This window comes from Micromonospora sp. DT233 (genome assembly GCF_049841815.1).
In the GTDB taxonomy this organism is placed as follows: domain Bacteria; phylum Actinomycetota; class Actinomycetes; order Mycobacteriales; family Micromonosporaceae; genus Micromonospora.
On the sequence record NZ_JBNCLB010000002.1, the window covers coordinates 779,392 to 792,668 of the forward strand.

The window sequence follows — 13,277 nt, forward strand, 5'->3', positions numbered from 1 at the left end:
ACCCGCTGAGCGGGCACCGAATCCTCCCCGACCGAGCCGGTCAGGCACGGGGGCGATCAAAGACAGCGCGGTCAGGGGCGGGGCGGTCAGGGGCGGGGCGAGGTGCGGGCCCAGCTCTGCCGCTGGCGGCGGTCCCGGTTGCCCCCGGTGGCACCCAGGCAGCGCGGGCAGACGTGCCCCACGGCGTCGGCGGGGGTGAGCACGTCCGTGCCGGAGTACTCGAATCGGACGTGGGGGAAGCGGCGCAGTCGGGCCCGGCTCAGCGGCACCCCGCACCGCGTCTGGTTCTGGCCGGGCAGCCAGGCGTGCACCTCGCCGCCGGGTTGCCGGGTCCCGTCCGGGCCGATTTCCTCGCTCGACGCCGCCACGGCCGCAGTGCTGCTCCTCATGCCCTGAACATTCCCCGCCGGGCACGTCCTATCCACACCGATCAGCGGAACTCAGCAGCCGCACGCCTCGGCCGCGCGGGGCGCGGTCAGGTCGTCCGCCGGGCGGCGGAGCAGGCCCTCCGGGGTACGCACCGGCAGGCCCTCGCGGACCCAGTACTCGTACCCGCCGATCATCTCCTTGACCGGGAAGCCCAGCCGGGCGAACTCCAGGGCGGCCCGGGTGGCCCCGTTGCACCCCGGCCCCCAGCAGTAGGTGACGACCCGGCGGCCGGCTGCGACGAGCGCCGGGGCGCGGGCGGCGATGTCGGCGGTGGGCAGGTGCAGGGCGCCGGGCAGGTGCCCCTGTTGCCAGGCCCTCGCGTCGCGGCTGTCCACCACCACCAGGTCGGCCCCGGACTCCAGGTCGGCGTGTACGTCGCTGACGTCGGTCTCGAAGGTGAGACGGGCGGCGAAGTGCGCGGCGGCGCTCGCGGGCGAGGCGGCCGGCACGGAGAAGCTTCTCGACATGCCAGCAGCCTGCCGGTGGGTGGCGGCGGCGGACAGTGGCGCTGATGCCACCCATCGATAGGATCCCGCCATGGCCGCGACGCCGCAGAGTCGACGGACGGTCTCGGTGCTGGCGTACCCCGGTATGTCGGTCTTCGAGATCGGCATCGTCACCGAGGTCTTCGGGCTGCCCCGCCCCGAGCTCGACCGGCCCTGGTACGACCTCACCGTCTGCGCCGAGCGCCCCGGGCCGGTGCCGCTGGTCGGCGGGGCCACCCTGCACACCCCGTTCGGGCTGGACGCGTTCGCCGCCGCCGAGACGCTGATCGTGCCCGGGGTCGCCGACGTCACCGTGGGCCCGTCGCCGGGCCTCGTCGCCGCGCTGCGGCGGGCCCACGGGCGCGGGGCCCGGCTGATGTCCATCTGTTCGGGCGCGTTCGCCCTGGCCGGCGCGGGCCTGCTCGACGGCCGTCGGGCGACCACCCACTGGCAGTACGCCGACGAGCTGCGCCGCCGCCACCCGGCCGTGCGGGTCGACGCCGACGTGCTCTACGTCGACCTCGGCGACGTGCTCACCAGCGCGGGCAGCGCCGCGGGGCTCGACCTCTGCGTGCACGTCGTGCGGCAGGACCACGGCAGCGCCGTCGCGAACGCCGTCGCCCGCCGGCTGGTCACCGCGCCGCACCGCGACGGCGGGCAGGCCCAGTTCATCGAGGCGCCGGTGAGCCCGACGAGCCGGGACGACGACGGGGTGGCCCGGAGCATGGACTGGGCGTTGGGGCAGCTGGCGCGGCCGATCACCGTCGAGATGCTGGCCGCGCGGGCGCGGATGTCCCCCCGGTCGTACCTGCGTCATTTCGCCCGGGCGACCGGCAGCAGCCCGATCCGCTGGCTGACGGCCCAGCGGGTCCGGGCCAGCCTCGCCCCGCTGGAGACCTCGGACTGGCCGGTCGAGCGGATCGCGGGCCTGGTCGGCTTCGGCTCGCCGGTCACCTTCCGTTACCACTTCGGCCGGCTGATGCGTACCTCGCCAGCGGCGTACCGGCGGGCCTTCCGCGCCGGCCGCCCGGCACGCCGACCCACCGACCGCGCCGGCCGCGCTGACGGGCCGGCCGCGCCGACCGCATCGACTGCGCCGACTCGCTGGGATCTGGTGTAACGGCGCCGCGGGCGGGTAGGGGACGACGCATGCTGAGGCGAGCGGCGTGGCAGGGGTTGGTGGCGGGGCTGGCCGGCGCGGCGGTCATGACCGTCGGGGAGAAGGTCGAGCAGCGGCTCACCGGGCGGCCGGACTCGTACGTGCCGGCGCGGGTCCTGGCCCGCCTGGCCGGCCTGCCCGAGCGGGGCCGGCGGCAGCCGCGCGGGCGGAACCTGGCGATGCACTTCGGTCAGGGCGCGCTGGTGGGGGTGCTGCGCAGCGTCATGGCGCAGGCCGGGCTGCGGGGCCCGGTGGCGTCGGGGATGTTCACGGTGGTGCGGCTGACCAGCGACCAGGTCCTGGAGAACGCCACCGGGGTGGGTGCGCCGCCGCAGACCTGGCCGCGCCCGGAGCTGGCCGTCGACGTGCTGCACAAGAGCGTCTACGGCTTCGTCACGGGTGCCGTCGCCGACGCCCTCGCCGCCCGGCAGGGCCCGGGGCCGGGGCAGCGGCACGCCGCGCTGCGGCCGGGGCGACGCTCCGACGTGGGGCCGCTGCCGCGCCGGGCGAGCCGCCTCAGCCGGGCCTGAGCCCGCCGATGGCCGACCGGGACAGCGCCAACCGGGACAGCGCCAACCGGGACATGCTGCCGGGGGCCCCGCCCCGTGCCGTGGCTGTCCCGCCGCCCGCGCCAGCCTCGGGCTGCCGTACTGCTGGTCGGACCAGGCCGTGACCACCGACGGCGCGACGACCACCTACCGGGGCCGCCGGCGGGCGCCGGGGCCGGTGGGCGCGGGCTACGACCTAGGCGGGGGAGACGCCGCCATGGGCATCTCCCCCGCAGCGCCCGTGGGTCACACCTGGTGCATCACGTCGTACTTCGCCGCGTCGACGAACTGGGGCGCCCACTTGCGCTTCAGCATCAGGCAGTAGCGGTTGAGCAGCCCCGCGAAGAAGCCCATCGGCCGCCGGAAGTCGACGATCACGATGACCCTCGGCTCCGCCGTGTCGTTGAGGACCTCGTGCTCGAAGGAGACGTCGAGGACCACGCCCTCGCCCTCCTTCCAGGTGTACTGCTGGCCGTCCAGGGTGATGTGCGGCGGGTCGACCCGGGGGATGCGGATGCCCAGGTGGTAGCGGAGGAAACCGAAGTACGGGTCCTGGTGGGCGGGCAGCGCCACCCCCGGCTCCAGGACCGAGATCATGGCGTTCACCACGTTCGGGGTGGATTCGGCGAAGGCCAGCAGCGTCGGCAGGTCCCTGCGGGCCAGCTCGTTGCTCTTGCCGAACATGTACGCGTAGTACAACCGCCAGTCCTCGGACACCTGGGCGGCGCGGACCGGGTCGAAGTTGCCGTACTTGGGGATGCTGCGGCGCTCCATCAGGGCCTCCACCTCGGCCTTGAGGGCGTCGAACTGCGCCTCCAGGCGGCGGGACTCCGGGAAAATGCCGTGTGGCTCGTGGATGCGCGGCCGGTCCGGCCCGGCCGCCCGGACGAAGAACCAGTTGGCGAACTTACGGAAGGTGGCGTTGTTGACGCTGGGCGAGCCTTTCATCTGTGCCTCCCTTGTCGTGAACCTCGGTTGCGCCGACCATGGCCACCGGCCGCCCCGCTGCGCTGTCGACGGGCGGCACGATGAGGCCGGCGAGATACCGGCCGACGCCGATGACCGCGATCAGCACCGGCCAGCTCAGCACCGGCAGCGCGGTCACCAGCCCGCCGACGAGCAGCGGGCCGGCCGCGCTCTGGGTGGCCTCGCCCAGGACGCACGCGCTCTGGAAGTAGCCGTGCTCGCCGGCGGAGGCCAGGGTCGCGGAGAGCCCCCATTCGCCGGCCGCCTCGAGCATCTCCCCGGCGGTCAGCGTGACCGTGGCCGCGATCAGCAGGTAGAGCTGCCCGTCCGACGGCACCAGCGGCACGACGCCGAGCAGCGCGCAGCACGCCGCTGTCCACACCGCCGAGCCGCGCAGGCAGCGCAGCGCCCGTGCGGTGGTGGTGGCGAGCCGGCTGACCGGGATCTGCCCGCCAATGGTGATCACCGCGTTGAGCGCCACCAGCCAGCCGAGCACCGCGACCGGCACGTCGGTGTGCCCGCTGACCCACAGCGGCAGCACGACCGAGAGCAGCGTGGCGTGGATGGTCAGCGTGGCGGTCGCGGCGGCCAGCGCCGTACCGGCCCGGGGTGGGCGTCGCGCCGCACCCTCGGCGCGCAGCGGGCGCTCCGTCGCACCCTCGGCGTGCAGCGGGCGCTCCGAGGCGGCCGGGGCGTCCACCGGCCGGCGGGCGAACATCGCCGTCGCGGCGAAGCACGCCGCCATCACCACGTACCCGACGCCGATGGCCGCGTAGCCGGCCTGGAAGGCGCCCGCGGAGCGCTCCGTCAGCAGCCACACCGAACACAGACCGCCGAGGGCGAAGCCGACGTTCGACGCGGTGCGGGCCCAGGCGAGGGCCCCCAGGGAGTCGTCGGTCCCGCCGGCGAACAGGGCGCGGCGCACCACGTTGCCCGCGCTGTCCAGCCCGCCCGCCACGAAGAGCACCGCCAGCAGCGCCCCGGGGGTACGCAGGTGCGCCAGCACCGGGATCAGCACCGCGACCCCCACGGCGCTCACCGTGCCGACGACGCGCCCGCGTCCCCGGTCGATCAGCTTGCCGGTGGGGATCGTCACCGCCGCCGACGCCGCGCCCCAGAGCGTCATCCCCGCCGTGGCCGTCAGCGTGCCCAGCCCGGCCACCTGCAACAGGTAGATCAGGGCGGTGGCCAGGAACATGCCCTTGCCGACGGAGAGCAGCAGGGTCACCGAGAGCAGCGCCCCGGTGTGCTGCGGCGGGCGCAGCCCCGGGGTCAGTCGAGAGCGCACAGGCCGCTCCTGGTCGGCCGCCAGCGCCGGGTCACGCCGTCGGCGTGCGCGAAGGCGAAGCGCAGGTGGGCGTGGCAGCGGTCGATGAGCGCCAGCATGGCGCGGTGGTCGGGGGCGTGGCCGCGCAGCAGGTCCAGTTGAAACGTCATCACGGTCGGGGCCAGTTCCCGGCCGACCGCCACCCGGGGGGTGTAGTCGACGATCCCCGGTTCGGCGCGGACCGCGTCGACGCCCTCGATGCCGAGCAGCACGCCACCGTGCAGCGGAGGCTGGTTCCAGAAGTGGAACTGCACCTGCCGGTCGTACGACGGCGGGGGCGGCTGGACCGGGTCGCCGCAGGCCGACGCGATGCCGAGCTCGATCAGGTTCTGCCCGGTGCCGCGCTGGTACAGCTCGGCGTGGAACCCGCCGAGACGCCCGTTGACCTCGATGATCCGGGGGCCGTCCGGGGTCAGCTTGATCTCCGAGTGCACCAGGCCCCGGCGTACGCCGAGCGCGCGGGCCGCCTCGGTGGCCAGCCGCAGCACCTCGGCGTGCTCGGTCACCGGCCGGTGCGTCGGGAGGAACTGCCCCTGCTCGCGGAACGGGGCGATCAGCGGGTACTTGCCGGCGACGCCCAGCGGGTAGGTGTGCTCGCCGTCGACGAACGTCTCCGCCGAGACGTAGTCGCCGTACTCACCCTGGTCGCTGCCGAGCAGGTACTCCTCGACCACGAACGGGCGCTCCGGGGTCGGGGCCAGCTCCGCCGGCAGGTCCTCGGCGCTGCGCAGCAGGTGGGTGTCGATGCTGCTCTGGCTGCGAACCGGCTTGACCACCACCGGCGCGGAGCGCTCGGCGAGCGCGGCGAGGATCTCCGCGCGGCTGGTGGTGCGCCGCGACCAGAGCGTGTCGACGCCGGCGGCGGCCAGCCGGCGGCGCTGCTCCCACTTGTTGGTCAGCCCGACCACCGTCTCCCGGTCGTGGTAGGGCAGGCCGAGCCCGTGGGCCAGCACCGAGGTCAGCGGCACCATGCCCTCGCTGAACGTGGTGATCCCCGCCGGCCGGTGCCGGGCGATCCGGGCCACGGCCTCGTCCGGCTCGCCCGGATCGCACTCCAGCAGCGGGCCGTGCGCGCTGTGCAGCGCCTTCGCCTCGTCGTCGAGCGTGCCGGCCACCACCACGTAGAGCGGTTCGTGGCCCAGCGCCGCCGCGGCCTTCGCTATGTCCGCGGGCCCGGCTGCCGCGCCGGGTACGACGGTGGTCACCACGGTGCTCATCGCTTACTCTCCTCGATGTCACGGACCCGGTAGACCCGGTCCTTCAGCGTCTCGATCCGCCGATAGTCACGCATGATGTCCTCCATCGTGGCCGCCGCCAGGAAGATGCGCATCGTGCTGGAGTAGAGGTCGACAGTCGGCCGGATCAGCTCACCGGGGGCCAGCTTGAGATTCAGGCCGTACACCGCGTCGAGCCCACGGATCTCGTCGACCACCGCCTCGTCGATGCCCTCCACGACGCCGCACAGCTCGGTGGAGGTCGTGCAGCAGACCGCCTCGCCCCGCCTGCGGAACCGACCGCCGGCGTACCCGTCGTCGAACTCGTCGGGCCGCAGGTACGCCAGCGCGGTCAGCGTCGCCTGGTTGCCGCCGGCGCACCGGTCGTGGAACCCGGGATGCATGTTGCCGGCGATCCGGGCGCCCACCTCGACCAGCGCGGGACCCTGCGGCGTCAGCATCACCTCGGCGTGGCTGGGCCCGTAACGCACGCCGAGCACGTCCAGCGCCCGGTCGACGTACGCGATCAGGTCCGGCGCGGGGTGCTCGTCGGCGGCCAGCAGCCGCTCCCGGTCGTAGATGTTGCGCCCGGAGGGCAGCATCCGCCGCTGGTACTCCCACACCCCGCACACGTAGCGCCGGCCGTCGTGGGACACCATGTCCACGACGTACTCCGTGCCGGGCAGGAACGACTGGGCCAGGGCCTCGCCGTTCGTCTCGCAGTAGATGGTGTCCGAGCCGAGCACCGCCTTGGCGGCCTCGCGCACCTCCTGCGCCGACCCGCAGATGTAGACGTTGTCGCCCGCAGCAGACTTGCGGGGCTTCACCACCACCGGGAAGCCGGTGCCCACCGCCCACTCGACCAGCGCCTCGGGGTCGCTGCTCTGCAACTGGTCCGCGCAGTGCAGCCCGGCGGCGCGCAGCGCCTCCGCCATCGCGTACTTGTCGCGGCGGGCCTCGGAACGGGCCGTGCCGTTGCCCACCAGGCCGAGCCGCTCGGAGAGCACGTCGGCCAGTTCGACGCCCGGCTCCTGACCGGCCAACACGCAGACCGGGGCCAGCCGGCGCAGCTGCGCCACCGTCGCGTCCAGGTCGTGGTGCACGATTCTGTGCCGGTAGACGCCGAGGTCGGGCGCCGGCATGGACGACATCAGCTCGGGGGTGCTCTGCACGTGCGCGAGCTCCGCGCCGAGCGCCCGGAACTGCGGCGGCAGGTACTGCGCCGAGGTGTACGCGTCGACCAGCACCACGACCGGCCTGTTCTCTGCCAACGGTCTCTCCTTGCTGAGGTCGTCCGGGCCGGCGGGTCAGCTCACCGAGAAACCGCCGTCGACGAAGATCGTCTGCCCGGTCACGTAGGCGCCCGCCGCGCTGGCCAGGAACGCGGTGACGCCGGTGAAGTCGGCCAGCTCGCTGTTGCGGCCGATCATCGTGCGGTTCGCCATGGCCTGCGCGCGCTGCGGATCGCTGAAGACGGCCTCGGTCAGCGGCGTGTGCACGAACCCGGGGGCGATCGCGTTCACGCACACCCCCCGCGACGACCACGCCTCGGCCTGCGAGCGGGTCAGGGCGCTGACCGCCGCCTTGGAGACCCCGTACGCGCCGCTGTTGCCGAACGCCCGGATGCTCTGCTGCGAGGCGATGTTCAGGATGCGCCCCCAGCCGGCGGCGGCCATCTGCGGGCCGAAGCGCTGGCCGAGCACGAACGGGGCGTCGAGGTTCGCCGCCATGGTCCGGTCCCAGTCCTGCTCGGTGAGTTCGTCCAGCGGCGGCCGCAGGTTGATCCCGGCCGCGTTGACCAGGATGTCCGGCGCGCCGTGCCGGGCCGACAGCTCGTCGGCGACCTGCCGGATCCCGGGCCGGTCGCCGAGGTCGCCGCTGAGCCAGGCCGCGGTGGCGCCCTCGGCGGTCAGCTCGGCCGCGGCCTCGCGCAGCGGGTCGCTGCGGCGGGCCACCAGCACCACGGACGCGCCGGCGCGCGCCAGGGTCCGGGCCATCTGCCGGCCGATGCCGGAACTTCCCCCGGTGACCACGGCGGTGCGGCCCTTGAGGGAGAACAGATCGTCGAGCTCAGCGTGCACGGTGTCGTCCTTCGGCTCGGGTGCGCTCAGGCCTTCTGCCTGGTGGGGCGCAGACGGATGTCGTCCAGATGCACATGGGCCGGCCTGCCCACCACGAACTCCACGACCGAGGCGACGTCGTCCGGCTCCAGCAGTGGACCATTTTCCTCCGCGACCGCCGCGAACCAGGCCGGGTCGTAGCCGGCCGCTTCCTGGAATCCTGATCGGACGAAGCCGGGCTCGATCAGCGTCACCCGGATGCCGTGCCGGCACACCTCCTGGCGCAGCGCCTCCACCAGCGAGTGCACCGCGAACTTGGTCGACCCGTAGACCGGGTTGGCCGCGGAGACCTGCCGGCCGGCGGTGGAGCCGATCACCACGATGTCGCGCGCCCTCGGCGTCTGCTCGGCCTCGGCGTGCTTGCGGAACTGCGCGGCGCAGGCGCGCAGCTGGTGCAGGATCGACAGGTAGTTGGCTTCGACCACCTCGCGCCACTGGTCCGGGTCGGAGCCGAGCACCGTTCCGGGCAACCCGCGACCGGCTGCGGCCACGAAGAGGTCGGCCGGCCCCCAGCGGCTCTCCGCGAGCCCGAGCAGCTCCTCGGTGGCCTCCGGACGGGTCACGTCGGCCGGGGCCGGCAGCAGCGTCCCCGGCGGCACCTCGGCCGCCAGCGCGGTGAGCGGCGCCGGCCGGCGGGCGGCGGCCACCACCCGGGTGCCCCGCCGCGCCAGCCGGACGGCGATCGCCCGCCCGATGCCCGACGAGGCGCCGGTGACGATCGCGATGCGGTCCTCAGTCATGTCGTACCCCCGTCGTGGTCACGGAACCTCTGTCCTGCTCGATCAGCCCGGAGAAGTAGTCGCGCAGCCAGGCCCGGTCCGGGACGGGGAACCGCACGCCGAGCTCGTCGAGCAGGCGACGGGTCCGGCTGTGGTCGTAGCGCACGTTGCGCTCCGGGCGCACCGCCCAGAAGTACGCCGGCGCCAACCGTTCGTCGCCGTCGTCCGCGCCCAGGTAGCGGCCGAACAGGGTGGCGAAGTCGGGTGCGTCGTCGTCGGCCAGCACGCAGCCCAGCTCGCGCAGCGCCGCGAAGATCTCGTCGTAGCTGACCTCGCGGTGGGTGTCGACGTGGAACGTGCCGCCGCCGACCCGGGTGCTGCGCGAGATCGCGAAGATGCCCTCGGCCACCACGTCCACGGGGCTCAGCGCCAGCGTCCGGTGGCCGACGCGCGGCACCCGGCCCACTGCCACCGCCCCGCGCAGCAGCTGGATCAGGCGGTTGTCGCCGCCGTTGCGCTGGAACCGGCCGGTGCGCGAGTGGCCGGCGACGTTGCCGGACCGGTAGACGAACGCGGTGCCGCCTCGGGCGGCGAACTCGTGCACCAGCCGCTCCGCCGCGTACTTGCTCTGCTCGTACTCGTTGAGGAAGCTCTGCCCCACGTCGAGGCTGTCCTCGGCGAAGACCACCGGGTCGCCGTCCGGTCCGCGCCCGCACACCGCGAGGGTGGAGACGTGGTGCAGGTCCTTGGGGCGGCCGGTGGTGGCCAGCTCGATCAGGGCCCGCACCGGGGCGACGTTGTGGCGCTCGAACGTCTCCCGGTCGCCGAATAGCCGGGTCTCCCCCGCCAGGTGGTAGATCGCCTCCACCTCGCGGCCGAGGCGCTGCCGGTCGCGCTCGGCGAGGCCGAAGCCCGGTTCGCTCAGGTCGCCGGTGAGCACGGTGACCCGGTCGCCGTAGCCGCCCAGGTCGTACCAGCCGTACGCCGCGCGCAGCCGGTCGTCGGCCGGCCCGCCGCGCGGCCGGACCAGGCAGTAGATCCGCGCGGTGGTGCGGGTCACCAGCAGGTGCAGCAGGTGCGTGCCGATGAAACCGGAGGCGCCGGTGAGCAGCACCGTGCGGTAGTCGCGGGTGGCCCGCCCGGCCGGCGCCGCGAGTTCCAGTTCGCGGGGCACCTGCGCCAGCAGCCCCGTGCTGGACCCGTGCTCGGTCACGAAGTGGCCCTCGGCCGGCTCGCCGCCGCAGAGCTCCAGCAGCAGGTCGTGGGTCGCGCGGGCCAGGGCGAGCATCCGCTCGTGCGGGTGGCGGCGCGCGCTGTAGGACAGGTCGGCGACCAGCTGACCGGCGTGGATGCGGGCGGTGAGCTTCAGGCCGTACGTGCGGTCGTTGCGCGGGCCACGGACCGGCCCGACCTGGTGCCGCGACAGCGTGGGCCGCAGCAGGTCGTCGTACGGCAGGGCGAACGCGCCCAGGTAGTTGAAGCACACGTCGGCGCGTCGGGGCAGGTGGTGCAGGCCGTACGCGACGCCGAGGTGCGGGACGTTCTCCAACGCCGAGGTCACCGACTTGGTGGTGGCGTCGACGTCGTCGACCACGTCGACGCGGATCGGGAACGTGGAGGTGAACCAGCCCACCACCCGGGAGATCTCGACGGCGTCGTCGAAGACCGCCCGGCCGTAACTCTCGACGTCGACCATCACCTCGTCGGTGCCCCGCAGCCCGGCGAGGGCGTGGGCGAACGCCCCGAGCAGGGCCGCGTGCAGCGGCGTGCCGGTGGTCGTCGCGGCGGCGCGGGCCAGCGCGCCGGTCTCCTCACTCGACAGCCGCCACCAGATCGCCTGCGCGTCGGCCTCGAGGTTGTCGCCGTCGCCGGTGGGGACGGCCGGGTGCCGGTCGGTGCCCTCCCAGTAGGCGAGGTCCGCGCGCAGCGCCGGGGCGTGCTCCCGCAGATGCGTCGCCCAGGTGCCGAAGTCGACCGGGGCCGGCACGCTGACCGGCTCGCGTCCGCCCAGCCGCTCCCGGTAGCAGCGGGTGATGTCGCCGACCAGGATGCGCCAGGAGACCGCGTCCACGCTGAGGTGGTGGCCCAGCAGCAGCAGGTGCGCCTGCCCGGCGGCGCGGAATAGGTGCGCCTTGAACACCGTGCCGCCGGTGACGCTGAGCTCCGCCTGCCGCGCCGCGGCGACCTCGCGGAGGTGCCCGGGCACCGCGGCCGGGTCGGCGGGCAGGTCGGAGACGCTGAACACGTCGGCGACCCCGGTGACCACCCGGCGGCGACCGGACCCGCTTTTCCGGTACGCGGTGCGCAGCATCGGGTGCAGGGCCACGGTGTCCCGCACGGCCGCCGCCAGCTCGGCGGTGCGCACGTCGGCGTCCACGTCGAGCAGCAACGCCTGGTTCCACTGGTCGGGCTGGGCGAAGCCCTGCGCGAAGAACCACTCCTGCGCCGGGGAGAGGGCGGTGTCGTCGGAGCGCATCGGCGCGGCCGCCGGGGTGCCGGCGGGGTCGGCGTCCCGACCGGAGGCCAGCCGGCGGGCCAGCGCGGCCGGGGTCGGCTCGGCGAGGAAGGCGGCTGCGGAGATCCGGTGCCCGGCGGCCTGCAGGTCCGCGATGACCCCGATCGCGTCGAGGGAGCTGCCGCCGAGGGCGTGGAAGTCGTCGTGCGGGCCGAAGTCGCCGTGCCCGAGGTGCCGACGCCACACCGCGTGCACCTCGGCCAGCAGCGGGTCGTCGGCGGCGGCGGGCCGTGGGCCCGGCTGCGGGCTGCGGGTCGGCTGTTGCTCGATCAGCCGGCGCAGCGCGGCGACGTCGGTCTTGCCGTTGGCGGTCTGCGGGAACGCGTCGAGGACCGCGATCCGCTCCGGGACCATGTACGTCGGCAGCACGTCACGGGCCCGCTCCCGCAGGTTCGGGGCGGGGTCGGTGCCGTCCAGGGTCACCGCGGCCAGCAGCGCCGGTCGTTGCCGGCCGGCCAGCACGGCGACTGCGGCGCGGACGCCCGGCAACCGGCGCAGGCCGGCCTCGACGTGCCCCAGCTCCACCCGGTAACCACGGATCTTGACCTGCCGGTCGCCGCGACCGAGGAACTCCAGCACCCCGGCCGCGTCCACCGCGACCCGGTCGCCGGTGCGGTAGCACCGGTCGAGTCCCGGCTCGACCGCCGCCAGGTCGTCGGTGAACGCGGCGGCGGTGGCGGCCGGGTCGTCGCGGTAGCCGAGCGCCAGCGACGGGCCCGCGACGTAGAGCTCACCGACCGCGTCCCGCTCCCGGTAGACCCCCTGCGCGGTACGCACGAAGAGCCGCGTCGCGCCGAGCGGGGTGCCGATCGGCACGGACGCCGACGGGGCGGGGGCGTCGAGGTCCGTGACGTGCCGCAGCACGTGCGCGGCGACGCCGACCGTGGTCTCGGTGGGCCCGTAGTGGTTGACCAGCATGCCGGTGATCCCGGAGGCGAGGATGTCCCGGGCCAGCGACAGGCTCAGCAGCTCGCCGCCGAGCAGCAGCACCCGCAGCACCGGCGGCGCGGTGCCGCCGCCGAAGGCCCGGAAGACCGCGCCGAAGTGCGACGGCGTCGTCTTCAGCACGTCGACGGCCTCGGTACGCAGGTAGCGCAGCAGGCTGGCCGGGTCGCGGCGGGTGTCGTCGTCGACCAGGTGCAGCGTCCCGCCGCTGGCCAGGGCCGCGAAGAGCGACGTGTTGCCCAGGTCGGCGGCCAGGGTGGTGACGTGTGCGTAGCTCAGCGGTTCGCCGATGCCGAGGCGCTCCAGCAGCGCCTCGGTGTAGTGCCGGATGTTGCCGTGGGTGACCTGCACGCCCTTGGGCCTGCCGGTCGAGCCCGAGGTGTAGAGCACGTAGGCGACGTCGTCCGCGCCCACCGCCGGCCGGTCGGGTGGCCGTGGGCCCGCCTCGGCCGGCCCGGCCCCGTGCGGCTCCAGCACCCGCAGGCCGCGCCCGGTGAGCGCGTCGCGGTAGCGCTGCGAGGTCAGCACCAGGTCGGGACCGGCCGTGGCGAGCCGGTCGGCGCACTCGGCCAGCGAGCCCTGCGGTTCGATCACCGTGTACGCCGCGCCGGCGTCGAGGGCGGCCAGCAGCGCCACCACCACGTCGACGCCCCGATCGAGGTGGACGCCCACCAGCGAGCCGAGGCCGACGCCGTGCGCGCGCAGCCGCCGTGCCAGTCCGGCCATCCGGTCGTCGAGCGCCGCGTAGGTCAGGCGGTCCGGTCCTGCCACGAGGGCGGTCCGGTCCGGATGGTTTCGAGCATGTGCACGCACCAGCGCGGCGAGCATGTGGCTCCCTTCTACTGCCGGG

At 74.5% G+C, this 13,277-nt stretch carries 11 protein-coding genes; 2 read left to right on the plus strand and 9 right to left on the minus strand.

What is annotated here, in order from left to right:
- Positions 1–86 precede the first annotated feature (86 nt).
- Together ACLQ2V_RS07755 and ACLQ2V_RS07760 are read right to left on the minus strand one after the other, a co-directional pair.
- Positions 87–389 (minus strand): hypothetical protein, encoded by a 303-nt coding sequence (locus ACLQ2V_RS07755; RefSeq protein WP_425717666.1) that lies wholly within the window; start codon positions 387–389, stop codon positions 87–89.
- A 51-nt stretch (positions 390–440) separates the two neighbouring features.
- Positions 441–896: a rhodanese-like domain-containing protein gene (locus ACLQ2V_RS07760; RefSeq protein WP_425717667.1), complete on the minus strand. Its 456-nt coding sequence runs from the start codon at positions 894–896 to the stop codon at positions 441–443.
- Positions 897–966: 70 nt separating this feature from the next.
- On the opposite strand from ACLQ2V_RS07760, the gene ACLQ2V_RS07765 reads away from it, so the two are divergent.
- Both ACLQ2V_RS07765 and ACLQ2V_RS07770 read left to right on the plus strand, forming a co-directional pair.
- A complete protein-coding gene (locus tag ACLQ2V_RS07765) occupies positions 967–2,034 on the plus strand; it encodes a helix-turn-helix domain-containing protein (protein WP_425717668.1) in 1,068 nt (355 codons plus the stop codon).
- A gap of 29 nt (positions 2,035–2,063) precedes the next feature.
- Complete coding sequence (locus ACLQ2V_RS07770) at positions 2,064–2,603, plus strand: hypothetical protein (RefSeq protein WP_425717669.1); 540 nt, start codon at positions 2,064–2,066, stop codon at positions 2,601–2,603.
- A gap of 264 nt (positions 2,604–2,867) precedes the next feature.
- Here ACLQ2V_RS07770 and ACLQ2V_RS07775 read toward each other — a convergent pair whose 3' ends face one another.
- The 7 genes from ACLQ2V_RS07775 to ACLQ2V_RS07805 are packed head-to-tail and all read right to left on the minus strand — an operon-like array spanning position 2,868 to position 13,255.
- Positions 2,868–3,569, minus strand: a complete 702-nt coding sequence (locus tag ACLQ2V_RS07775; protein WP_425717670.1) for an aspartyl/asparaginyl beta-hydroxylase domain-containing protein — start codon at positions 3,567–3,569, stop codon at positions 2,868–2,870.
- Entirely contained in the window at positions 3,529–4,875 is a 1,347-nt protein-coding gene (locus tag ACLQ2V_RS07780) for a hypothetical protein (protein WP_425717671.1), read from the minus strand. The genes ACLQ2V_RS07775 and ACLQ2V_RS07780 overlap by 41 nt, the downstream gene beginning before the upstream one ends.
- Positions 4,860–6,131, minus strand: a complete 1,272-nt coding sequence (locus ACLQ2V_RS07785) for an ATP-grasp domain-containing protein (protein WP_425717672.1) — start codon at positions 6,129–6,131, stop codon at positions 4,860–4,862. Before ACLQ2V_RS07785 ends, ACLQ2V_RS07780 begins: the two co-directional genes overlap by 16 nt.
- Entirely contained in the window at positions 6,128–7,399 is a 1,272-nt protein-coding gene (locus ACLQ2V_RS07790) for an ATP-grasp domain-containing protein (protein ID WP_425717673.1), read from the minus strand. Before ACLQ2V_RS07790 ends, ACLQ2V_RS07785 begins: the two co-directional genes overlap by 4 nt.
- A gap of 36 nt (positions 7,400–7,435) precedes the next feature.
- Positions 7,436–8,209 carry an SDR family NAD(P)-dependent oxidoreductase gene (locus ACLQ2V_RS07795; RefSeq protein WP_425717674.1) on the minus strand — a complete coding sequence of 258 codons (774 nt, stop codon included), beginning with the start codon at positions 8,207–8,209 and terminating at the stop codon, positions 7,436–7,438.
- Positions 8,210–8,235: 26 nt separating this feature from the next.
- On the minus strand, positions 8,236–8,988 hold the full coding sequence (locus tag ACLQ2V_RS07800) for an SDR family oxidoreductase (RefSeq protein ID WP_425717675.1): 753 nt from the start codon (positions 8,986–8,988) through the stop codon (positions 8,236–8,238).
- Positions 8,981–13,255: an amino acid adenylation domain-containing protein gene (locus ACLQ2V_RS07805; protein ID WP_425717676.1), complete on the minus strand. Its 4,275-nt coding sequence runs from the start codon at positions 13,253–13,255 to the stop codon at positions 8,981–8,983. Before ACLQ2V_RS07805 ends, ACLQ2V_RS07800 begins: the two co-directional genes overlap by 8 nt.
- Between the last annotated feature and the right edge of the window lie 22 nt (positions 13,256–13,277).

What these genes read in the sequence shown, in the direction of transcription:
- ACLQ2V_RS07755 (WP_425717666.1), bottom strand. Translation starts at nt 389, where the DNA reads ATGAGGAGCAGCACTGCGGCCGTGGCGGCGTCGAGCGAGGAAATCGGC.
- ACLQ2V_RS07760 (WP_425717667.1), bottom strand. Translation starts at nt 896, where the DNA reads ATGTCGAGAAGCTTCTCCGTGCCGGCCGCCTCGCCCGCGAGCGCCGCC.
- ACLQ2V_RS07765 (WP_425717668.1), top strand. Translation starts at nt 967, where the DNA reads ATGGCCGCGACGCCGCAGAGTCGACGGACGGTCTCGGTGCTGGCGTAC.
- ACLQ2V_RS07770 (WP_425717669.1), top strand. Translation starts at nt 2,064, where the DNA reads ATGCTGAGGCGAGCGGCGTGGCAGGGGTTGGTGGCGGGGCTGGCCGGC.
- ACLQ2V_RS07775 (WP_425717670.1), bottom strand. Translation starts at nt 3,569, where the DNA reads ATGAAAGGCTCGCCCAGCGTCAACAACGCCACCTTCCGTAAGTTCGCC.
- ACLQ2V_RS07785 (WP_425717672.1), bottom strand. Translation starts at nt 6,131, where the DNA reads ATGAGCACCGTGGTGACCACCGTCGTACCCGGCGCGGCAGCCGGGCCC.
- ACLQ2V_RS07800 (WP_425717675.1), bottom strand. Translation starts at nt 8,988, where the DNA reads ATGACTGAGGACCGCATCGCGATCGTCACCGGCGCCTCGTCGGGCATC.
- ACLQ2V_RS07805 (WP_425717676.1), bottom strand. Translation starts at nt 13,255, where the DNA reads ATGCTCGCCGCGCTGGTGCGTGCACATGCTCGAAACCATCCGGACCGG.